This window comes from Thalassolituus sp. UBA6592 (assembly GCF_002433655.1).
Lineage (GTDB): Bacteria > Pseudomonadota > Gammaproteobacteria > Pseudomonadales > Oceanobacteraceae > Venatoribacter.
The window spans coordinates 30,586-49,934 of record NZ_DJIO01000091.1; the positions used below are offsets into that span (position 1 = coordinate 30,586).

Sequence of the window (19,349 nt, forward strand, 5' to 3'; positions counted from 1 at the left end):
ACAGGAAAATCCCATGCTGATGTATTGCAGACAGGTAACTATTACCCTGATGCTGCTGCTCTGTGGTGCCACCGTGTGTGCAGAAGATGCTGTCGCAGAAAGTGAAGCGCCCACCGGCCTGTATCAGATAAGCCAACAGCTCATTGATGCCAACTACAGTGAAAAAGCCGCTATTGCAGCGCAGATTGCTGCCGTTGATTCTGACCGTTCCCTGCTGATTCTTCAGACTCTGCTTGACGGTAATCTCTATTATAAAAAAGACGACAACAGCCTGCTGATTGTTGCCGATGAAGACAATATTAGAAATGCGTTTACGGATGAAGCCGTAACGGATCTCGGACGTCGTGATAAGCGTAAAATCGGCGTGAATAATTCTCTGCGCGGTACGTTACGCAGTCTTATTTCTCAGGCGCAGATCAATTCAAAAAATGTGGAGATTCGAACCGCTGCAGCAACCAACCTGCTGAAAAACAGCGATGACGTCGATCTCGAATTTGTTCAGACGGCCCTCGGCAAAGAACAGAACAGCGATGTGAAAGAAATATTATCTCTGGTGCGCGGACTGGTGCTGCTGAAAAGCGATGACAAGTCTCAGCGACTGGAAGGACTGAATGCACTGGAAGGTTCTCTGTACCCGGAAGTGCGGGCTGGCCTGACGCAGTTTTCTGCTGGCTTCAGTGAGGATGAACAGAAGTCCCGTGCTGATGAATATAAGCTGGTGCAGAAGTATCTGGCGGATATTAATTCCATGCTGAACCTGAATGGCTATGCCGAAAATTTATATTTCGGCCTGGCATTAGGGGCCGTTCTGCTGCTGGCAGCAATCGGCCTGGCCATCACCTTTGGTGTGATGGGCGTCATTAATATGGCCCATGGCGAAATGATTATGCTGGGTGCCTACACCACGTATGTGGTTCAGCAGCTTATGCCGGACCATATCGGACTGTCGCTGATAGTATCGATTCCCGCTGCATTTCTGGTCTCAGGTGCGGTCGGTGTTGCTATTGAACGTGGTGTTATCCGCCATCTTTACGGACGCCCGCTGGAAACGCTTCTGGCTACCTTTGGTATCAGCCTGATTCTGCAACAGGCGGTGCGCTCCATTTTCAGTCCGCTTAACCGTCAGGTGGCAACGCCGGACTGGATGGCTGGTACCTTTATGGTCAACCCGGCGCTGGAACTGACCTGGAACCGGTTATACATCATTATTTTCAGTCTGCTGGTACTGGCGATGCTGGCGCTGGTGCTGAAACGCACTCTGTTCGGTCTGCAAATGCGCGCCGTCACCATGAACCGGCCAATGGCCAGTTCCATGGGCATTAAAACCGGCTGGGTTGATGCGCTGACATTTGGTCTTGGTTCCGGTATTGCCGGTATCGCTGGTGTGGCGTTGTCACAGCTGACCAACGTCGGTCCGAACCTCGGGCAGGCGTATATCATCGATTCCTTTATGGTGGTTGTGTTCGGCGGTGTGGGTAATTTGTGGGGCACATTAGTGGCGGCGATGTCGCTCGGTGTGGCTAATAAAATTATTGAACCTATGGCAGGTGCAGTACTGGCAAAAATTCTGGTGCTGGTCTTCATCATTCTCTTTATTCAGAAACGGCCGCGCGGACTGTTCGCGCTGAAAGGCCGTGCTGTCGATAACGCATAAGGAGGCAGCATGAATACAACTGATAACATGGGTCCGTTAACCCGTTTGATTATGAACGATGCCGCAGGGCGCAAATTATTGCTGGTACTCGTTGTATTGGCGGTAGTGGTTCCCTTCTGCAATCTGGTGTTTGAGCCGGGCTCATTTTTCCATATTTCTACCTACACCATGACTCTGCTGGGCAAGTATCTGTGCTATGCCTTGCTGGCCATTGCGGTGGATTTAATCTGGGGTTACTGCGGAATTTTAAGCCTGGGCCACGGCGCCTTTTTCGCACTCGGTGGTTACGCCATGGGGATGTATCTGATGCGTCAGATCGGTGACCGCGGCGTGTATGGCAATGCCGAGTTACCGGATTTTATGGTGTTCCTGAACTGGCAGGAACTGCCATGGTACTGGTACGGCTTTGATCAGTTCTGGTTCGCCATGCTGATGGTCTTACTGGCACCGGGTATTCTTGCCTTTGTGTTTGGCTTTTTAGCCTTCCGCTCCCGGGTGACGGGTGTTTATCTGTCGATTATTACTCAGGCCATGACCTATGCACTGTTGCTGGCATTCTTCCGCAACGATATGGGCTTCGGTGGTAACAATGGTTTAACTGACTTTAAAGATATTCTCGGCTACAGCCTGCAGGCGGATGGTACCCGTGCGGTGTTGTTTATTGCATCTGTGCTGGCGGTCATTCTTGGTTATCTGATCAGTCGTTTTATTGTGACATCAAAACTCGGCCGGGTGCTGGTAGCGATTCGCGATGCGGAATCCCGTGCACGTTTTCTCGGTTACCGGGTGGAATACTACAAGCTGTTTGTATTTGTGGTGTCGTCAATGCTGGCCGGTGTTGCCGGTGCGCTTTACGTTCCTCAGGTAGGCATTATTAACCCGGGTGAATTTGCACCCATTAACTCCATTGAAATTATTATCTGGGTGGCAGTCGGTGGCCGGGGAACCATTTATGGCGCAGTGATCGGTGCGGTACTGGTGAACTACGCCAAGACGTATTTTACCGGCGCTTTTGCTGAACTCTGGCTGTTTATGCTCGGCGGACTGTTTGTGCTCAGTACTCTGTGGTTACCAAAAGGTGTTGTTGGCTTATGGGCACAGTTAAAAGAAAAGCGGGCGATAAAAAACAGCGGCAATGGAGCAGACAGTAATACAGCGGTCAGCGGAGGAGATGCATCATGAGCCCGGTACCAAAGCATATTGATAATCCCGCTGTTCTTTATATGAATGGCGTCAGCGTCAGCTTTGATGGCTTTAAAGCGCTGAACTCTTTATCCATGGTGATCGCGCCGGGAGAAATGCGCGCCATTATCGGCCCCAACGGTGCCGGTAAAACCACCATGATGGATGTGATTACCGGCAAAACCCGCCCGGATGAAGGCGATATCGTTTTTACTGATGCGGCAAAAACAAAATTCGATCTGACTAAGTTTGACGAAGCGGATGTAGCGAACCTGGGTGTTGGCCGTAAATTCCAGAAGCCATCCGTTATCGAAAGTCTGACAGTATTTGAAAACCTGGAAATGTCGTTAAAAGGTGGTCGCAGTATCTGGCAGGCGCTGTTTCATAAGCTGTCTGGCAAGCAGGATGAAAAGCTGCAGGGAATTCTGCAGATGATTGATCTGGAAGATAAGCGTGACTGGATGGCCGGCAGTTTGTCTCATGGTCAGAAGCAGTGGCTGGAAATTGGTATGTTGCTTGGGCAGGAGCCTGAGCTGCTGCTGATCGACGAACCCGCTGCCGGTATGACGGATGAAGAAACCATGAAAACAGCAGAACTGTTCAAACGTCTGGCACAGAAACATTCGTTAATGGTGGTTGAGCACGATATGGATTTTATCGAAGCACTGGATTGTAAAGTCACTGTGCTGCATGAAGGTCGTGTACTGGCGGAAGGCTCTCTGGATACGGTGAAAGCCAATCCACAGGTTATTGAAGTGTATCTGGGTCGCTGAGCGCGTTGAGGAGTGGATTATGTTAACGGTAAATAAACTCGACGTTGCCTATGGTGCCAGTCAGGCGTTGTATAACGTCTCCATGACCGCGGAAGTAGGCAAGGTTACCTGTGTTCTGGGTCGTAACGGCGTGGGCAAAACCACGTTGATGAAAGCGCTGTCTGGTCATCTGGCCCCGCGGGCTGGCGATATTCAGTGGCTGGGGGAATCGCTGAATGGTAAAGCGCCATATGACCGTGCCCGTCAGGGTATTGCTTATGTCCCTCAGGGGCGCGATATCTTTGCCCAGCTTACTGTGGAAGAGAATCTGCAGACGGCTTTTTCTGCGCTGCCCAGGAATCAGCGTTCGATCGACGCCGAAGTTTTCTCGCTGTTTCCTGTGTTGCAGCAGATGCTGAAACGTCGTGGCGGGGATTTGTCTGGTGGACAGCAGCAACAGCTGGCGATTGCCCGGGCCTTGCTGTTACGCCCCAAGGTTCTGATTCTGGATGAGCCGACGGAGGGTATTCAGCCGTCCATCATCAAGGATATCCAGCGGGTGATTGAGCTGCTGCGCGACCGCGGCGAAATGGCCATTGTGCTGGTCGAACAGTATCTGGATTTTGCTGCGGAACTGGCGGATGAGTTTATTATTCTGGAACGCGGCCGGGTGGTGGCATCCGGTGCCGGAGATGAGCTGAAAACCTCCGAGGAAGCCAGACGCCTGCTGGCAATCTGATGGCCGCGGTTCTTTTGCAATAACTTTGGCAGCTGTAGTCGCAACTACAGCAGCAACTACAGCAGATGACTGTAGTTGCTCTTTGACCGGGCCGTTCTGATTCTCAGTCGGCCTGTTCCAGCTGGGTCAGCTTCTCTTCCAGCTCCAGCAGTTTGCTCTGGGTGCGGCGCAGGGATTCGGCCTGCACTTCAAATTCTTCCCGGGTGACCAGATCTGCGCTGGTCAGCAGGCTTTGCAGCTGACTTTTGATCATCAGTCGCAGGTCGTCACTCAGCCCTGAAAGTGGACTTTTTTGCATCAGTTGCTCAATACGGGTGCGAATCTGGTCTGGTGTCATTGTGCTCGTGTCCTCATAAATTCAGTCAATCCTATCACGTAACACCGCTGATGTTGCTTTGAATCAATTGCCGTTGCGCTGCTTTAATGCCGTTTAAATTGGCATGCATCAAAATGGTGCTATGTTTTATGTGTTTGTGATCACTTGTTGTGCATTTTTGCCTTGCGCGCACCAGAAAATTCCGGCAAAAACATGTAAATCCCCGCAAAAGATTGATAACACCCTGATACTACGGAGGTTTTTCAAAGTTGGCACACCGAGTGCTAATACAGCGATACCTGGTTTTAATCGAAAGAAAACGGTGCGCAAGCACCAACAACCAAAAGCTACCAAAAGCTTTCGCTAACTGATGAAGGAAAAGAACCATGAAAAAACTGTCTAAAGCTATCGTTCTGGCAAGCGCAATGACTGCTGGCCTGGCTGCTGTAAACACTGCACAGGCTGCTGACGTAGAAGTTTCAGCTTCTGCTGGTGTTTCTAACATGTACCTGTGGCGCGGTCTGGATCTGGGCTACGGCGCAGCTATGGTTGACGGCTCTCTGGATATCGCCATGGGCGGTGCTTACGCTGGTGTTTGGACTGCATCCGGCTACTCAAGCTGGGGCTCTGAGTACGACCTGTATGTTGGTTATGCTGGTGAAGTTGAAGACTTCAGCTACGACGTAATGCTGGCTACTTACACCTACCCAAGCTCTGCTGGCGGTGCTGACCAGCCAGACTCAGAAGGCAACACTTTTGACTTCTCTGAATACATCATCAGCCTGGGTTACATGGGTGCTTCCCTGTCTTACACCGGCTCTATGGGTGCAGAAAGTAGCGACGACTACAGCTACATCACTCTGGGTTACGGCTACGACGCTTACTCTGTAATGGTTGGTATTTCTGACGACGAAGGTTCAGAAGCTGATTACACCCACGTTGACCTGTCTTACGCTGTGAACGACAACCTGTCTTTCACTCTGAGCAAAATCGTTGATATGGATGAAGATGATTCCTACGACGACGACCTGAAAGTCGCTTTCTACTACAGCCTGCCTGTAGAACTGTAAAACAGTTACAATGGCCCATGCCCCCGCATGGGCCATCTTAAAAAACCAATACGTAGCATTTTAGAAAAGGGGTTTTCTATGAAACTCATTACTGCTGTGGTCAAGCCATTCAAACTGGACGACGTGCGTGAAGCACTGTCTGAGATTGGCGTTCAGGGCATCACAGTGACCGAAGTGAAAGGTTTCGGCCGTCAGAAGGGTCACACAGAACTGTACCGTGGTGCTGAATACGTGGTGGATTTTCTGCCTAAAGTAAAAATCGATGTAGCAGTGGCTGACGATCTGACCGACAAGGTTATCGAAGCAATCACTAAGGCTGCGAACACTGGCAAGATTGGTGACGGCAAAATCTTCGTTACTTCTCTTGAACAGGTTATCCGTATCCGTACCGGTGAGACCGGCGCAGACGCGATTTAATCTCTAGTTTTAAAAATTCAAAGATTTAAGAGCCTTATGCGGGGGGCTTAGAATGGAAAATCAAGTTTATGCACTGCAGTACGCCATGGATACCTTTTATTTCCTGGTGTGTGGCGCACTGGTAATGTGGATGGCGGCAGGTTTCGCCATGCTCGAAGCGGGTCTGGTTCGTGCGAAAAACACGACTGAGATCCTGACCAAAAACATCGCGCTGTACGCGATCGCATGTACCATGTACCTGGTTTGCGGTTACGAATTAATGTACGGCGGTGGTTTCTTCCTGAGTGGCACTGACAGTGTTGCTTCTATGACTGACGAAGCTGTTGCAGGCGTTCTGGCTGCACAGGCTGATTACCGTAACGGCGTTGAAGATGCTTCTATGCCTTATTCCGGTGCTTCTGACTTCTTCTTCCAGGTAGTATTCGTAGCGACTGCTATGTCTATCGTATCCGGTGCTGTTGCTGAGCGCATGAAGCTGTGGGCTTTCCTGGCTTTCGCTGTAGTTATGACTGGTTTCATCTACCCAATGGAAGGTTCCTGGACCTGGGGCGGTAACGCTGTATTCGGCATGTTCGAACTGAGCTACTCCGACTACGCTGGTTCCGGTATTGTTCACATGGCTGGTGCCGCAGCTGCTCTGGCTGGTGTAATCCTGCTGGGTGCACGTAAAGGCAAATACGGCCCTAACGGTGAAGTACGCGCTATTCCAGGTGCAAACCTGCCGCTGGCGACTCTGGGTACATTTATCCTGTGGATGGGTTGGTTCGGCTTCAACGGCGGTTCTACTCTGCAGCTGTCTGACGTAGGCGTTGCTAACGAAGTAGCTTCCGTATTCCTGAACACTAACGCAGCTGCAGCTGGTGGTCTGATTGCCGCTCTGCTGGTTGCTTACATCCTGTTCCGCAAAGCGGATCTGACCATGGCTCTGAACGGTGCTCTGGCTGGTCTGGTTGCTATTACTGCAGAACCTGCTGACCCAAGCCCATTCCTGGCTACTATCATCGGGGCTATCGGTGGTGGTCTGGTAGTGTTCTCTATCCTGACTCTGGATAAACTGAAAATCGACGATCCTGTAGGTGCTATCTCTGTACACGGTGTTGTAGGTCTGTGGGGTATCTTCGCAGTACTGCTGTCCGATGCTGATGCAACCTTCATGGGTCAGCTGGTAGGCGCCCTGACTATCTTCATCTGGGTATTCGTAGCCTCCTTCATCGTATGGGCCATCCTGAAAGCTGTGATGGGTCTGCGTGTAAGCGAAGAAGACGAGTACGAAGGTGTGGATCTGTCCGAATGTGGTATGGAAGCCTACCCAGAGTTCACCAGCAAGTCTTAAGATGTGCTGAACTCTGAACTGAAGAAAGCCGGTCTCTGACCGGCTTTTTTTATGGACGGAATCCGGCAGCGGGAAATAAATGGGCTGAGGTGGCATATGGAGCAGCGTTAAAACAGGGCCACGGCGGAATTGAAGCAAACCCGCTGGCTGTTTTTGCATAAAGCACCGTCTGCCGGAATGAATAAAGCGCTGTCTGCTGGAGTTAAATAAATACACGGCTGTTAGCGTTCAGAGTGATAAACCGCGTTAAATGGAAATTCACACGACTGTATTGGCGGCATTATCTGAGGAAGGTCCGGCGGGTTTAATAACTGAAAACAGGCGGATATTCAGTCGGCTGCATCGACCAGGAGGCTTTTTAGTTCGTAGTTGGCTGAAGGATTTTTAGTTGAGCTGAAAGCTCTGTAGTTGAAAAGAGGTGAGCAGAGGTGATAGGGAGTGTAAAAAAGCGAATAAAAACCCTGAATCCACATTAATAAGCAGACTCATAATTATTTCCCGGTGGGTTCACCGGCAGCCATTTATAAAAAAGCCGCAGACTTATCTGCGGCTTTTTTATAAATCAGACTTCTTCGAAATAATAATCTTCCAGGTCTTTTTCCAGGCGCTTGCGCTCAAGGTGCGCCTCAATGGCACGGCGGGCCATCAATTTTTTCGACATCTGGGATTCTTTATTAACGACTACGTTACCTTCTTGGTCAAACGACACTACTTCTTCGTGAGATTCTAATTTCACTGCAGCTTCCATATCGATTCCTTTTGTCAGATCACAGAAATTCCAGCTGTGATTTTTCTTGTTATTCGTTGCAAAAGAATGACATTTTCCCCGGCCTGAACCAAGTAGTTTTATGTGCCAATAAGCGATATTGGCAGAGTGGTTAAATTGATACTTACGCAAAGCCCCGTGGTTTGTGGGATGCAGAGGCTTAAGCGGAGGTGACGGATTACGGGCGCCGGAATGCCGGCACCTGGTCAGATGGACACTTCCTATAGAATGACGTTAAATGTCCACTCACTTCAGACTTAAGACGGAACAGAGTGGCATCAGTCGAAAGGATTAGCCTGATGAATGGAAAATCGCCTGTTAACTGGATTCCAGTCGCAGTGACTTAATACTGCGTTTGATGGCATTGAGATGATTGGCGAATTCCGGCCCACGGCGCTGGGTAACCGCCACTGCCAGCATGTCGATGATCATCAGATGAGCGATCCGTGAGGTCATCGGCGTGAACTGCTCGGTGTCCTCTTCGATATTGATGTGAATCGGCAGATCAGCGGCCTGACTGAGCGCGGTATTAGCTGGCGCCAGTGACACCACCAGAGCACCGTGTTGCTGGGCGAGTTCCACTGAGTGCAGCAGATCTTTGGTGCGTCCACTCTGGGAGATGGCCACGACCACATCTGCTTCGCTCAGGGTGACAGCCGACATGGCCTGCATATGAGGGTCACTATAGGCAGCGGTGGCGACCTGCAGGCGGAAAAATTTGTGCTGGGCATCAATAGCCACGGCACCGGATGCGCCAAAGCCGTAAAACTCCACCCGGCGGGCATTACTGATGGCCGCTGCTGCGTGGGCAATCTGTTCGGCTTTAAGTTGGGTTTTGACCTGATTAAGACGCTGGATGGTGGTGTCGGCGATTTTATCGCAGATGTCTTCGATACTGTCGTCTTCAGCAATAGCGAACTGACCGATGTTATTAACGATGGCCATTTCCTGCGCGATGCGGACTTTGAATTCCTGAAAGCCATTGCAGCCGATACCACGGCAGAAGCGCACAATGGTGGGCTCGCTGACCTGTGCTTCCTGAGCCAGATCGACGATGCGCATGTGCATCACCTGCTGCGGTGATTTGAGCACATACTCGGCCACTTTGACCTCAGATTTGCGCAGATTGGGCATGGCGGCTTCGATTTCAGCCAGTATCGGACTGTTTTTCACAGCGGGTTTCCTGTCCTGTTCAGTGGCCGATTATAAAAGGCTTTTGCACGGAAAGCCCATTTTGCTCTGCAACCGTCTGTGAATCATGTTGAGTACTGTACAAAAAAGCAGTCTTTTATCTGGTGCTTTGGTAAACTGCGCGCCATGGATATTTCATTGCTTGTTGATCAGTTAAACGATGGCCAGCGCAACGCTGTTGCGGCCAGTTCCCCCCATCAGCTGGTGCTCGCCGGTGCCGGTTCAGGCAAAACCCGGGTGCTTGTGCACCGTATTGCCTGGTTGCTGGAAGTGGAGGGGGTGTCGCCGTTCGCAGTGATGGCGGTGACCTTTACCAACAAAGCAGCGAAAGAGATGAAAGGCCGTCTGGAAGAGTTGCTGAATGTTCCGGCCAACGGCATGTGGGTGGGGACCTTCCACGGTCTGGCACACCGTTTTCTCAAGCTGCACTGGCGCGAAGCCGGGCTGCCGCAGCACTTTCAGATTCTCGACAGCGATGATCAGCTGCGTTTGGTGAAGCGTGTCATGCGTGAGAACAACGTCGATGACAGCCGCTACCCGCCGAAGCAGATTCAGTGGTTTATTAACGAGCAGAAAGACGAAGGGCGCCGTGCGGCGCACGTAATGCCGTCATCCGATCCGTTCGCCAAGACGCTGCGCGAAGTGTATTACCTGTATGAGCAGATCTGTCAGCAGAACGGTCTGGTCGACTTTGGTGAAATTCTGCTGCGTGCCCATGAGCTGTGGCTGGAGAACCCCGACCTGCTGGCCCATTACCAGCAGCGTTTCCGCAATATTCTGGTGGACGAGTTTCAGGACACCAACAATATCCAGTACGCCTGGATCCGCCTGCTGGCCGGCAACAAAGTCTCAGTGATGGCGGTGGGCGATGATGACCAGTCAATCTACGGCTGGCGTGGTGCGAACATCGGCAACATCCGTGATTTCCAGCAGGACTTCCCCGGTGCTGAACTGATTAAGCTGGAGCAGAATTACCGCTCCACCAAGACCATTCTGGCGGCCGCTAATGCGGTGATCAGCAACAACAGCGGCCGTTTGGGTAAGAACCTGTTTACCGACGGAGCCGAAGGCGAACCTATTCGTCTGTACAGCGCCTTTAATGAACAGGATGAAGCCCGTTACATTGCCGACCAGGTGGATAACTGGGCCAAAGAAGGTAATGCCCGGGCCGATATGGCGATTCTGTATCGCTCTAACGCTCAGTCGCGCACGCTGGAAGAAGCTTTGCTGCGTGCTGGTATTCCTTACCGTATCTACGGTGGCCAGCGCTTCTACGAGCGGTTGGAAATCAAAAACGCACTGGCTTATCTGCGTCTGTTGCTGAACCGTGATGACGACGGTTCGGTGGAGCGGGTGATCAATGTCCCGGCCCGCGCGATCGGTGAAAAGACCGTCGATATTCTGCGCAGCTTTGCCCGTGATCAGGGCTGCTCACTGTGGAAATCCTGTGAGCTCGCCATCGCCAATAATGCCCTGCCCAAGCGGGCAACCAGCTCAGTACAGAGCTTCCTCGATCTGGTGGATGAAATGAGCGCCGGTATTGAAGAGCTGGAGCTGCAGGAAATCGTTTCCCATGTGATTGAAAACTCCGGCCTGATCGAACACCACAAGAAAGAAAAAGGTGAGAAAGGTCAGGCGCGTGTGGATAACCTGGAAGAACTGGTCAACGCCGCGCGGCAGTTCGATGCTGATGAAGAACCGGATCTGGCCGAAGAAGACGGCGACCAGCCGCTCAGTGAGCTGGCGCAGTTCCTCGACCGTGCGGCACTGGATGCCGGCGATGGTCAGGCGGATGAATACGAAGACGCGGTGCAGTTGATGACGCTGCACTCGGCTAAAGGTCTGGAGTTTCCGCAGGTGGTGCTGGCCGGACTGGAAGAAGGCCTGTTCCCGCATAAGATGTCGATGGACGAAGCCGAAGGTCTGGAAGAAGAGCGCCGTCTGGCTTACGTGGGCATTACCCGCGCCATGGATCAGCTGATCATTACCCACGCCGAAAGCCGCCGCTTATACGGCCAGGAAAACTTCAGTACACCGTCACGTTTTATCCGCGAAATTCCGTCTGAATACATCAGTGAAGTGCGGCTGAAAAATACCGTCAGCCGGCCGCTCAGTGCGCGCCCCAAGCTGGGCGGTGCGATCACCACCGGGCGCAAATTACTGGATGACAGTCTGCCTTATGGTCTGGGCCAGCGCGTGTTGCACGCCATGTTCGGCGAAGGCACCGTGGTGCAGTTTGAAGGGCAGGGTAATGGTCTGCGCGTGCAGGTGAATTTTGATGACGCCGGCAGCAAGTGGCTGGTGGTCAGCTTTGCCAAGCTGGAAGCTCTGTAAAATCTACTGACCATGCCGGTCCGCATGGGCCGGTTTAATAACGGTAATTCTGCGCACCGATACCCATTTCGGCGAAATTGGCCTCCATCTGCTCCAGGTCGTATTCCCCGAGGCCGAGGTAAGTGAGCACTTCCTGGTCAATACTCTGCCATTCCAGATCTTCTTTCTGACGACCCAGAATCTGATAATTGCCGCAGATATGTTCCGCCAGTTTGAGTATGGCCAGCAGGGTTTTACCTTCGCTGTCTTTCTGATGACTGCTGGTGAAGTAATGGGTAGCACTGTGGTGCTCTGCAATTACGTCACACAGTATTTTCGGCAGGTTCCAGGCTTTGGCCGTGTAATAACCAATCACCGCATGATTGGTATTCAGATGTTGGTTTTCCACATCAACGACGCGCAGTTCCGGGTGGGCGTAAGACTCTTCGATCACCTGCTGGTAGTTATCGAAGCGCTGCATCAGCAGCGGAATGCCACAGTTATGGAATAAGCCCAGCAGGTAGGCGATGTCCGGATTGGGATAGCCGACCTGTTTGGCTACCTGGGTTGCGACCTGAGCGATATCGTTGGCGGTGTCCCAGAAGCGGTTCATATCAACGATGACATCGTCCGTCATTTCGCTTTTTATCGACAGGCCGTTGATGATATTGATCACGCTGTTAAGGCCAATCAGGGTCACGGCCTGCTGTACCGATGATATGCGGTTTTTAAGGCCGTAAAACGGCGAGTTGACGACTTTGAGAATGGTGCCGGCGAGACCAACATCCTGACTGATCAGTTTAGCGATACGGCTGATATCCGGGTCCGGCATTACCTGTTCCATCTGCAGATCCACCAGAATCTGTGGTTGGGGCGGGATTTTTATGCCCTGCAGGATGGTGTGAATCTGTTCTTCCGTCAGTTCTCTTGCCATATACAGCACTTCGTCGGTGGGTTAGTCGGATCGCTAAGTGTTTGCTCACTTAAGCCTAGCAGCAGAAGTGGCTGACGTTTGTCACCCTGTGCGTATAATGCCCACCTTTTTGTAACCAACCGCCTGCACTGGCCGGAGACTCCCATGCTGCCTACCATTCGACTGAAAGATAAAGCGGAACGCCGCCTCAAGGGCGGACATCTGTGGGTGTACAGCAATGAGGTGGATACTGCTGCGACGCCATTGAAAGGCCTCGGTGCCGGCGCAGAAGCTGTGATTGAAACCTCTGCCGGTAAGCCGCTGGGCCGTGCTGTGGTCAGCCCGGAGCAGCTGATCTGCGCCCGTCTCTATACCCGCGATGCCAGCCAGCCGCTGGATGCGTCGTTTATTGTTCACCGCCTGAAGATCGCCCTGAGTGCCCGTGAGTTGTGGTATCCGGAGCAGTGTTACCGCTGGGTGTATGGTGACAGCGACAGCCTGCCTGGGCTGGTGATCGACCGCTTTATGGACGTGGTGGTGGTGCAGATTTCCTCTGCTGCTATGGAAGAACGTCGCCAGGACATCCTTGATGCCATCAATAAAGTGGTGAAGCCGGCCTGCATCGTCCTGAAAAACGACGGCAAGCTGCGCGCGGTGGAAGGTCTGGATGAATACGTAGAAATCGTTCAGGGCGAGCTGGAAGATGACTGCGCCCCACTGATTGAAAACGGCACCCGCTTTATGGCACCGGTGATTCACGGTCAGAAAACCGGCTGGTTCTATGATCACCGCGAGAACCGTGCGGTACTGAACCGGCTGGTGGCTGGCAAGCGTGTACTGGATGTGTTCAGTTATGTCGGTGGCTGGGGTGTGCAGGCGGCTAATCACGGTGCCGCCGAAGTACACTGTGTGGATGCTTCTGCTCAGGCGCTGGACTGGGTGGAAGAAAACGCGGCGCTGAACGGCGTGGAAGAAAAGCTGCACTGCTGGGAAGGTGATGCTTTTACTGCGCTGAAACAGCTGCGTGATAACGGTGAGCGTTTTGACGTGGTGGTGGTTGATCCGCCGGCGTTTATTCCGCGCCGTAAAGACATCAAAGCCGGGGAGCAGGCTTACAAGCGCATCAATCAGATCGCCATGCGTCTGCTGAACAAAGACGGGCTGATCGTCAGTGGCTCATGCTCTATGCATCTGGCCGATGATCGTCTGCCGGATATGCTGCGGGTACTGGGTCGTGAACTGGACCGCGATGTGCTGATTCAGCATGTCGGCAGTCAGGGCGCTGATCATCCGGTGGTTCCGGCGATTGCTGAGACGCGTTATCTGAAAGCGGTATTTGCCCGGGTTCTGCCAACCCGCTGAGGACTGAGCGCGCAGGCCCGTTTGGGCCTGCGGCTGTCCTTTTCTCTGCGGCTACTCGGTGCGCAAAGGAATATTGAGCGCGGCGGCACTGCGCTGCAGTACCGGCATCAGGCTGATTAACTGCTCACGTACCTGCTGGCGGTTTTGTTCTGACTGCTGACCGGCTTCCCACTGATCCAGCGCATGATCAATGGCACCGAACTTCTCCTGCCAGGCGCTGAGCAGCGTTGTCTTCTGCGGTTCTGCCAATAACAGGGCGATACCACTTTCCCGGGTGCTTTCGTCGCTGCTGGCAGAGCTGCCACCATCTTCCCCATTTTCACTGTCTTCAGTATCCGTCTGCGGCAGCCAGATATCACGCAGACCCTGTACCAGTGCGCGGATGTCTTCAGGGCTGCTGTGGCTGAATTCGCTGCTGTCGGCGCTCATGCGCTTGCCCAGCAGTTCATCGGACAACAGTTTCTGGGTCGCGTTGAGCGTAGCCGCGATCACCTGCATGGGCTCAGAACGCTGGACCAGATTAGCGTAATAGCCGTTGCTGGGCTCCCAGCGCCGTTGCAGACGGTGCAGGTGTTTCTGCAGCTGTTCACTGACCAGCTGAATGTATTGGCGGCGGCGGTTGTGGTTCTGCACATCGGTGGCCAGACCTGCAGCATCTGTGTTGTCACCGGAGTCGGTGACGGCAGGCAGGGTTTCACCGGCAGGCGGCATACTGCCTTCCGTCGCGGTAACGACCGGCGCGGTGTTTTCCTGCGGGAAGAAATCATCCGGAGCACGCTGGCCGTCGGCTCCCCACAGCATAAATTCAAAGGCATGGAAGCCAAGGCTGGCGTAGGTCGGGTCCGAGAAACCGTGCTGCGCCAGCAGTGTCTCTTCGTTCAGCTCCAGAGTCAGGTCGTTAACGATGCCGCTGAACGGGTAGCCCGGCACATGATCAATATAACCGCCTTCAATTGGCCAGCTGTCGAGCAGGGCAAGTGTCTGCTGATAATCGATGCCCTGCTTGTGCCAGTCCGGTGGATCGGCGATGGGCAGGCGGGAGAACAACAGCGTGCGCAGGTAAGCGGAATAGGCATTACGCCAGGCCTGCTGCACTTCTTTGTGTGTTACCTGACCCGGATGATAAAGAAAAGACTGCAGGCTGGAATCCAGCTCCTGCGCTCCCTGTGTTGCCATCGACAGGCTGGTGTAGGCCTTCAGGCCGATATCCGCAGCAAAGGCGCTGGCCTGCTGGGCCGGCACTTCATACTGCACCTGTGCCTGTTCTGGCAGCGGTGTGGTGATGGTTTCCTGGGGCTGGTTATCGCAGGCCGTCAGCGCGAGTATGGGGGTGATAACAAGCAGTTTTCGCAATGTCACCGGCAGTCTCTCCTGATTGCGCAGTAATGCCGTCTGCGCACTGTCTTCTTTTGGGCTGCGCTTAATCGCGCAGCGAAATTACAGGCCAGCCCTTATCCCGGGCTACCGCTGCCAGTGTGTCGTCCGGATCGACGGCCACCGGATGGTCGACGATTTCCAGTAATGGCAGATCGTTATGCGAATCGGAATAAAACCAGCTGTCTTCCAGCTGCAGCTGTTGCTCGGCCAGCCAGTCATTCAGGCGCACAACTTTACCGTGCTGGAAGCTCGGGGTGCCGATGATCTGGCCGGTATAGGCGCCGTCACGGAACTCAGGGTCTGGTGCAATAATGTGCTCAATGCCCAGCAGTTCGGCAATCGGGTACGTCACGAAGCCGTTGGTGGCGGTAATAATGAGCAGAATGTCACCAGCGCGCTTATGATGCGCGATAAGGTCACGGCTTTTCTGCGAAATAAGTGGCAATATGCGTTCTTTGAGGAAAGCTTCACGCTCATCCAGCATCTGCTGCAGCGGATACTGAGTCAGCGGACGCAGGGCAAACGCCAGATATTCGTGGATATCCAGTGTGCCGGCTTTGTATTGCTCGTAAAATTCGTCGTTGCGACGCTGATGTACGGCGGCTTCCACCAGTCCACGGTCCACCAGGTATTGCCCCCAGCTGTGATCGCTGTCAGCGTCGAGAAGGGTGTGGTCGAGATCAAAGATAGCGAGTGCCACGGTCAGGCCTTATCGGTCGGTGAGTTGAGTTCTTTCTATTCTAAGGGCAACAGCGCATACTTTCCTTATAATTCTGAGTTTTCAGAAAACGGGCTACAATAATTTCAGAGTCTTAAAAGCATCCCTGTAAATGCTCCGTCCAGCCCGCACGGCAGCGAAGACAGGTGAAACCGCTCGATGACAGACTCAGACCGCTTGACCTTTGCCATGAAATCGGCAAGTTTTGCAGTCAGAATACAGAATTTGGATGGCAGGTCACGTGATCGACGAACAAGGTTACCGCCCGAACGTGGGTATCATCCTTTGCAATGACAAAGGACAGGTACTCTGGGCTCGCCGCATAGGTCAGGACGCCTGGCAGTTCCCACAGGGTGGGATTAAACAGGGTGAATCGCCGGAAAAGGCTCTCTATCGGGAATTGATGGAAGAGATCGGCCTTTCGCCCAAACACGTACAGATACTGGGCAGCACCCGGGGCTGGCTGAGATACCGCCTGCCACGGCGCATGGTTCGCCACGACAGCAAGCCGGTGTGTGTTGGCCAGAAGCAGAAATGGTATCTGCTGAAGCTGACCGGTGAAGAATCGGATATTAATCTGGAAACCAGTGAGAAGCCCGAATTCGATGGCTGGAGCTGGGTCAGTTACTGGTTTCCGCTGGGGGGCGTGGTGTCCTTTAAACGGGATGTTTACCGCCGCGCCATGACTGAGCTGGCACCACGTATAGCCAAGCTGCAGCGCCGCAGGAGCTGATAACTTACCCGGGCAGAGGGATTTCAGTCCGGAAGGCCAGAAACAAAAACAGCAACGCCGTGGCCGTGAGTTCACGTCCGGGCAAACAGGGAGATTGCCGCTTACACAGGCAGAGAATCATGCTCGATATTCTCAGACGGATTGTACAGGAAGTCAGTTCAGCAACTGACATCTCAGACGCACTGAAGGTCGTCGTAGCGCGTATCCGCGAAGCTATGCGTACCGAAGTGTGCTCAGTGTATCTGTACGATCCGGAAAGTCAGCGTTACGTGCTGATGGCTACTGAGGGTCTTAAGCAGGAAGCGGTTGGCCGTGTCAGCCTGAGTTCCTCCCAGGGTCTGGTGGGCCTGGTGGGCTCCCGCGAAGAACCGATCAACGTGGATAACGCGCCGGAACACCCTAAGTTCCACTTCCTGTCGGAAACCGGAGAAGACCCGTTCCTTTCTTTCCTTGGTGTGCCGATTATCCATCACAAGCGCCTGATGGGCGTCATGGTGGTACAGCAGCGCGACAGCCGTCAGTTTGATCAGAGTGAAGAAGCCTTTCTGGTAACTATGTCGGCGCAGCTGGCCGGCGTTATCGCCCATGCTGAAGCCACCGGCAATATTCTTGAAATTCCGCCCTCCGCTGAGAAAAAGAAAAAGCGCACGCGCTTTGCCGGGGCTCCGGGTGCACCTGGTGTTGGATTGGGCCAGGCATTTGTTATTTCCCCGGCAGCCGATCTCAGTGGTGTTGTTGATAAACCGGCGGAATCCATTGAAGACGAAATTGAGCGTTTTGAAACAGCGCTGGAAGCAGCCCGGCGTGAAATCCGCATTCTGGGTAAAAAGCTCAGCAGTGAACTGAATCCGGAAGAAATGGCGCTGTTCGATGTCTATCTGAACATGCTCGATGATCAGGCCCTGGGTGCAGAAGTGCGTGCCCGTATCGTTGATGGCAACTGGGCCGATGGCGCCCTGCGTCAGGTGGTGATGCAGTACGTGGGTCATTTCCAGATGATGGAAGACGTGTATCTGCGTGAGCGCGCCAGTGACATTATCGATCTCGGCACACGTATTCTGGCTCATCTGCAGGGGCACGACGAAGTACCGGAATATGAGTTTCCGGCGGACACCATTCTTGTCAGTGAAGAGCTGACTCCGGCGATGCTGGGTGAAGTCCCGGCAGAAAAGCTGCGTGGTCTGATATCCGTCAAAGGGTCATCCAACTCCCACGTCGCCATTCTGGCGCGTGCCATGGGCATTCCCACCGTGATGGGTGTGGTCGACGTTCCCTATGCTCAGCTGCATGGTCTGGAGCTGATTGTTGATGGCTATCGTGGGCATATCTATTCCAGTCCGAACGATGAACTGCGCGATCAGTATCAGTCCATCTATGACGAAGAGCAGGCGCTGCAGGAAGATCTCGAAGGCCTGCGCAATATGCCGGCAGAAACCACAGACGGCCATCGTATGCCGCTGTGGGTGAATACCGGTCTGATAACCGATGCGGTGCGCAGCCTGGAACGTGGTGCCGAAGGTGTGGGTCTGTACCGCACCGAAGTGCCATTTATGATGAAAGACCGCTTCCCCAGTGAGACGGAACAGTTGCAGATATACCGGCAACAGCTGGAAGCATTTGCCCCTAACCCGGTGACCATGCGTACACTGGACGTCGGCGGTGATAAAGCCCTGACCTATTTCCCGATCAACGAAGCCAATCCGTTTCTTGGCTGGCGCGGTATCCGTGTGACCCTGGATCACCCGGAAATTTTCCTGCTGCAGGTACGTGCCATGATTAAAGCCAGTGAAGGTCTGGATAACCTGCGCATTATGTTGCCGATGATCACCAGTGTGGGTGAAGTCGATGATGCCCTGCATCTGGTTTACCGGGCTTATGCTGAGGTCGTTGAAGAAGGCTACAGCGTGACCATGCCGAAAGTCGGTGTGATGATCGAAGTGCCCGCGGCTGTGTATCAGATCCGTGAGCTGGGCAGTCGGGTCGACTTTCTTTCTGTTGGCTCCAACGACTTAACCCAGTATCTGTTGGCGGTAGACCGCAACAACCCAAGGGTGGCAGATCTTTATCAGGCCTTTCATCCGGCGGTGCTGAGTGCACTGAAAATGATTGCGGATGTGGGGGCAGAAATCGGTTGCCCGGTGAGTGTCTGTGGCGAGCTGGCCGGTAATCCATTAGGTGCCGTGCTGCTGATGGCCATGGGTTATGACATGCTGTCGATGAACGCGACTAATTTGCCGAAAGTGAAATCTGTGCTGCGCGGCGTAAGCCGTGAGTGGTCAGAGCAGCTGTTGGCGGAAGTTATCAAACTGGAAAGTGCCCCCGTCGTGACTGCCACGCTGCAACTGGCGCTGGAAGAAGCTGGCTTCGCCCGCATTATTGGTCCGTCATTGCGTACCTGAGCACTTCAGTGCAGATGTTATGACTTTGCTGAAAAAAAGAGAGGCGTGGCCCACTGCTGTCCCACAGTTTAAAACAGATCTTTTTATAAGCGGCTTTTAATGCCGCAAAGCCTT

At 53.2% G+C, this 19,349-nt stretch carries 17 protein-coding genes; 11 read left to right on the forward strand and 6 right to left on the reverse strand.

Going from position 1 to position 19,349, the window contains the following annotated elements; genetic code table 11:
* Positions 1-13 precede the first annotated feature (13 nt).
* Genes urtB through urtE form a run of 4 tightly spaced genes read left to right on the forward strand, consistent with a single transcriptional unit; the run spans position 14 to position 4,327 of the window.
* Complete coding sequence (gene urtB, locus B2Z72_RS08895; protein WP_296981004.1) at positions 14-1,654, forward strand: urea ABC transporter permease subunit UrtB; 1,641 nt, start codon at positions 14-16, stop codon at positions 1,652-1,654.
* Between the two features lie 9 nt (positions 1,655-1,663).
* Entirely contained in the window at positions 1,664-2,836 is a 1,173-nt protein-coding gene (gene urtC / locus B2Z72_RS08900; protein ID WP_296981002.1) for an urea ABC transporter permease subunit UrtC, read from the forward strand.
* Positions 2,833-3,609, forward strand: a complete 777-nt coding sequence (urtD, locus tag B2Z72_RS08905) for an urea ABC transporter ATP-binding protein UrtD (RefSeq protein WP_296981001.1) — start codon at positions 2,833-2,835, stop codon at positions 3,607-3,609. Before urtC ends, urtD begins: the two co-directional genes overlap by 4 nt.
* Positions 3,610-3,628: 19 nt before the next feature.
* Positions 3,629-4,327: an urea ABC transporter ATP-binding subunit UrtE gene (gene urtE, locus B2Z72_RS08910; protein ID WP_296980999.1), complete on the forward strand. Its 699-nt coding sequence runs from the start codon at positions 3,629-3,631 to the stop codon at positions 4,325-4,327.
* Positions 4,328-4,430: 103 nt separating this feature from the next.
* On the opposite strand, the gene B2Z72_RS08915 is transcribed toward urtE, so the two are convergent.
* The gene (locus B2Z72_RS08915) at positions 4,431-4,664 is read right to left on the reverse strand and encodes an accessory factor UbiK family protein (protein WP_296980997.1); all 234 of its coding nucleotides are present in this window, start codon (positions 4,662-4,664) and stop codon (positions 4,431-4,433) included.
* A 365-nt stretch (positions 4,665-5,029) separates the two neighbouring features.
* Between B2Z72_RS08915 and B2Z72_RS08920 the strand changes: the two genes are divergently transcribed.
* From B2Z72_RS08920 to B2Z72_RS08930, 3 genes are all read left to right on the forward strand, one after another.
* Positions 5,030-5,713, forward strand: coding sequence for a TorF family putative porin (locus B2Z72_RS08920; RefSeq protein ID WP_296980995.1), 684 nt, complete (start codon positions 5,030-5,032; stop codon positions 5,711-5,713).
* 78 nt (positions 5,714-5,791) lie between these two features.
* Entirely contained in the window at positions 5,792-6,130 is a 339-nt protein-coding gene (gene glnK / locus B2Z72_RS08925; RefSeq protein ID WP_296980993.1) for a P-II family nitrogen regulator, read from the forward strand.
* A gap of 52 nt (positions 6,131-6,182) precedes the next feature.
* Positions 6,183-7,463: an ammonium transporter gene (locus B2Z72_RS08930; RefSeq protein ID WP_296980992.1), complete on the forward strand. Its 1,281-nt coding sequence runs from the start codon at positions 6,183-6,185 to the stop codon at positions 7,461-7,463.
* Positions 7,464-8,025: 562 nt separating this feature from the next.
* Here B2Z72_RS08930 and B2Z72_RS08935 read toward each other — a convergent pair.
* Positions 8,026-8,199 (reverse strand): PA3496 family putative envelope integrity protein, encoded by a 174-nt coding sequence (locus B2Z72_RS08935; protein ID WP_296980990.1) that lies wholly within the window; start codon positions 8,197-8,199, stop codon positions 8,026-8,028.
* A gap of 348 nt (positions 8,200-8,547) precedes the next feature.
* Complete coding sequence (locus tag B2Z72_RS08940) at positions 8,548-9,402, reverse strand: SIS domain-containing protein (protein ID WP_296980988.1); 855 nt, start codon at positions 9,400-9,402, stop codon at positions 8,548-8,550.
* Positions 9,403-9,546: 144 nt separating this feature from the next.
* On the opposite strand from B2Z72_RS08940, the gene uvrD reads away from it, so the two are divergent.
* Complete coding sequence (gene uvrD / locus B2Z72_RS08945) at positions 9,547-11,754, forward strand: DNA helicase II (protein WP_296981047.1); 2,208 nt, start codon at positions 9,547-9,549, stop codon at positions 11,752-11,754.
* 34 nt (positions 11,755-11,788) lie between these two features.
* On the opposite strand, the gene B2Z72_RS08950 is transcribed toward uvrD, so the two are convergent.
* Positions 11,789-12,667: an HDOD domain-containing protein gene (locus B2Z72_RS08950; protein ID WP_297004615.1), complete on the reverse strand. Its 879-nt coding sequence runs from the start codon at positions 12,665-12,667 to the stop codon at positions 11,789-11,791.
* 144 nt (positions 12,668-12,811) lie between these two features.
* On the opposite strand from B2Z72_RS08950, the gene B2Z72_RS08955 reads away from it, so the two are divergent.
* On the forward strand, positions 12,812-14,008 hold the full coding sequence (locus B2Z72_RS08955; protein WP_296980984.1) for a class I SAM-dependent rRNA methyltransferase: 1,197 nt from the start codon (positions 12,812-12,814) through the stop codon (positions 14,006-14,008).
* A 51-nt stretch (positions 14,009-14,059) separates the two neighbouring features.
* Here the strand turns inward: B2Z72_RS08955 and B2Z72_RS08960 are convergent, their stop codons facing one another.
* Positions 14,060-15,367: an imelysin family protein gene (locus B2Z72_RS08960; RefSeq protein WP_296980982.1), complete on the reverse strand. Its 1,308-nt coding sequence runs from the start codon at positions 15,365-15,367 to the stop codon at positions 14,060-14,062.
* Between the two features lie 61 nt (positions 15,368-15,428).
* The gene (locus B2Z72_RS08965; protein ID WP_296980981.1) at positions 15,429-16,085 is read right to left on the reverse strand and encodes an HAD family hydrolase; all 657 of its coding nucleotides are present in this window, start codon (positions 16,083-16,085) and stop codon (positions 15,429-15,431) included.
* Between the two features lie 259 nt (positions 16,086-16,344).
* Here B2Z72_RS08965 and rppH point away from each other — a divergent pair, with 259 nt between their 5' ends.
* Complete coding sequence (rppH, locus tag B2Z72_RS08970; RefSeq protein ID WP_296980979.1) at positions 16,345-16,836, forward strand: RNA pyrophosphohydrolase; 492 nt, start codon at positions 16,345-16,347, stop codon at positions 16,834-16,836.
* Positions 16,837-16,955: 119 nt separating this feature from the next.
* The gene (gene ptsP, locus B2Z72_RS08975) at positions 16,956-19,235 is read left to right on the forward strand and encodes a phosphoenolpyruvate--protein phosphotransferase (protein WP_296980977.1); all 2,280 of its coding nucleotides are present in this window, start codon (positions 16,956-16,958) and stop codon (positions 19,233-19,235) included.
* Positions 19,236-19,349 lie beyond the last annotated feature (114 nt).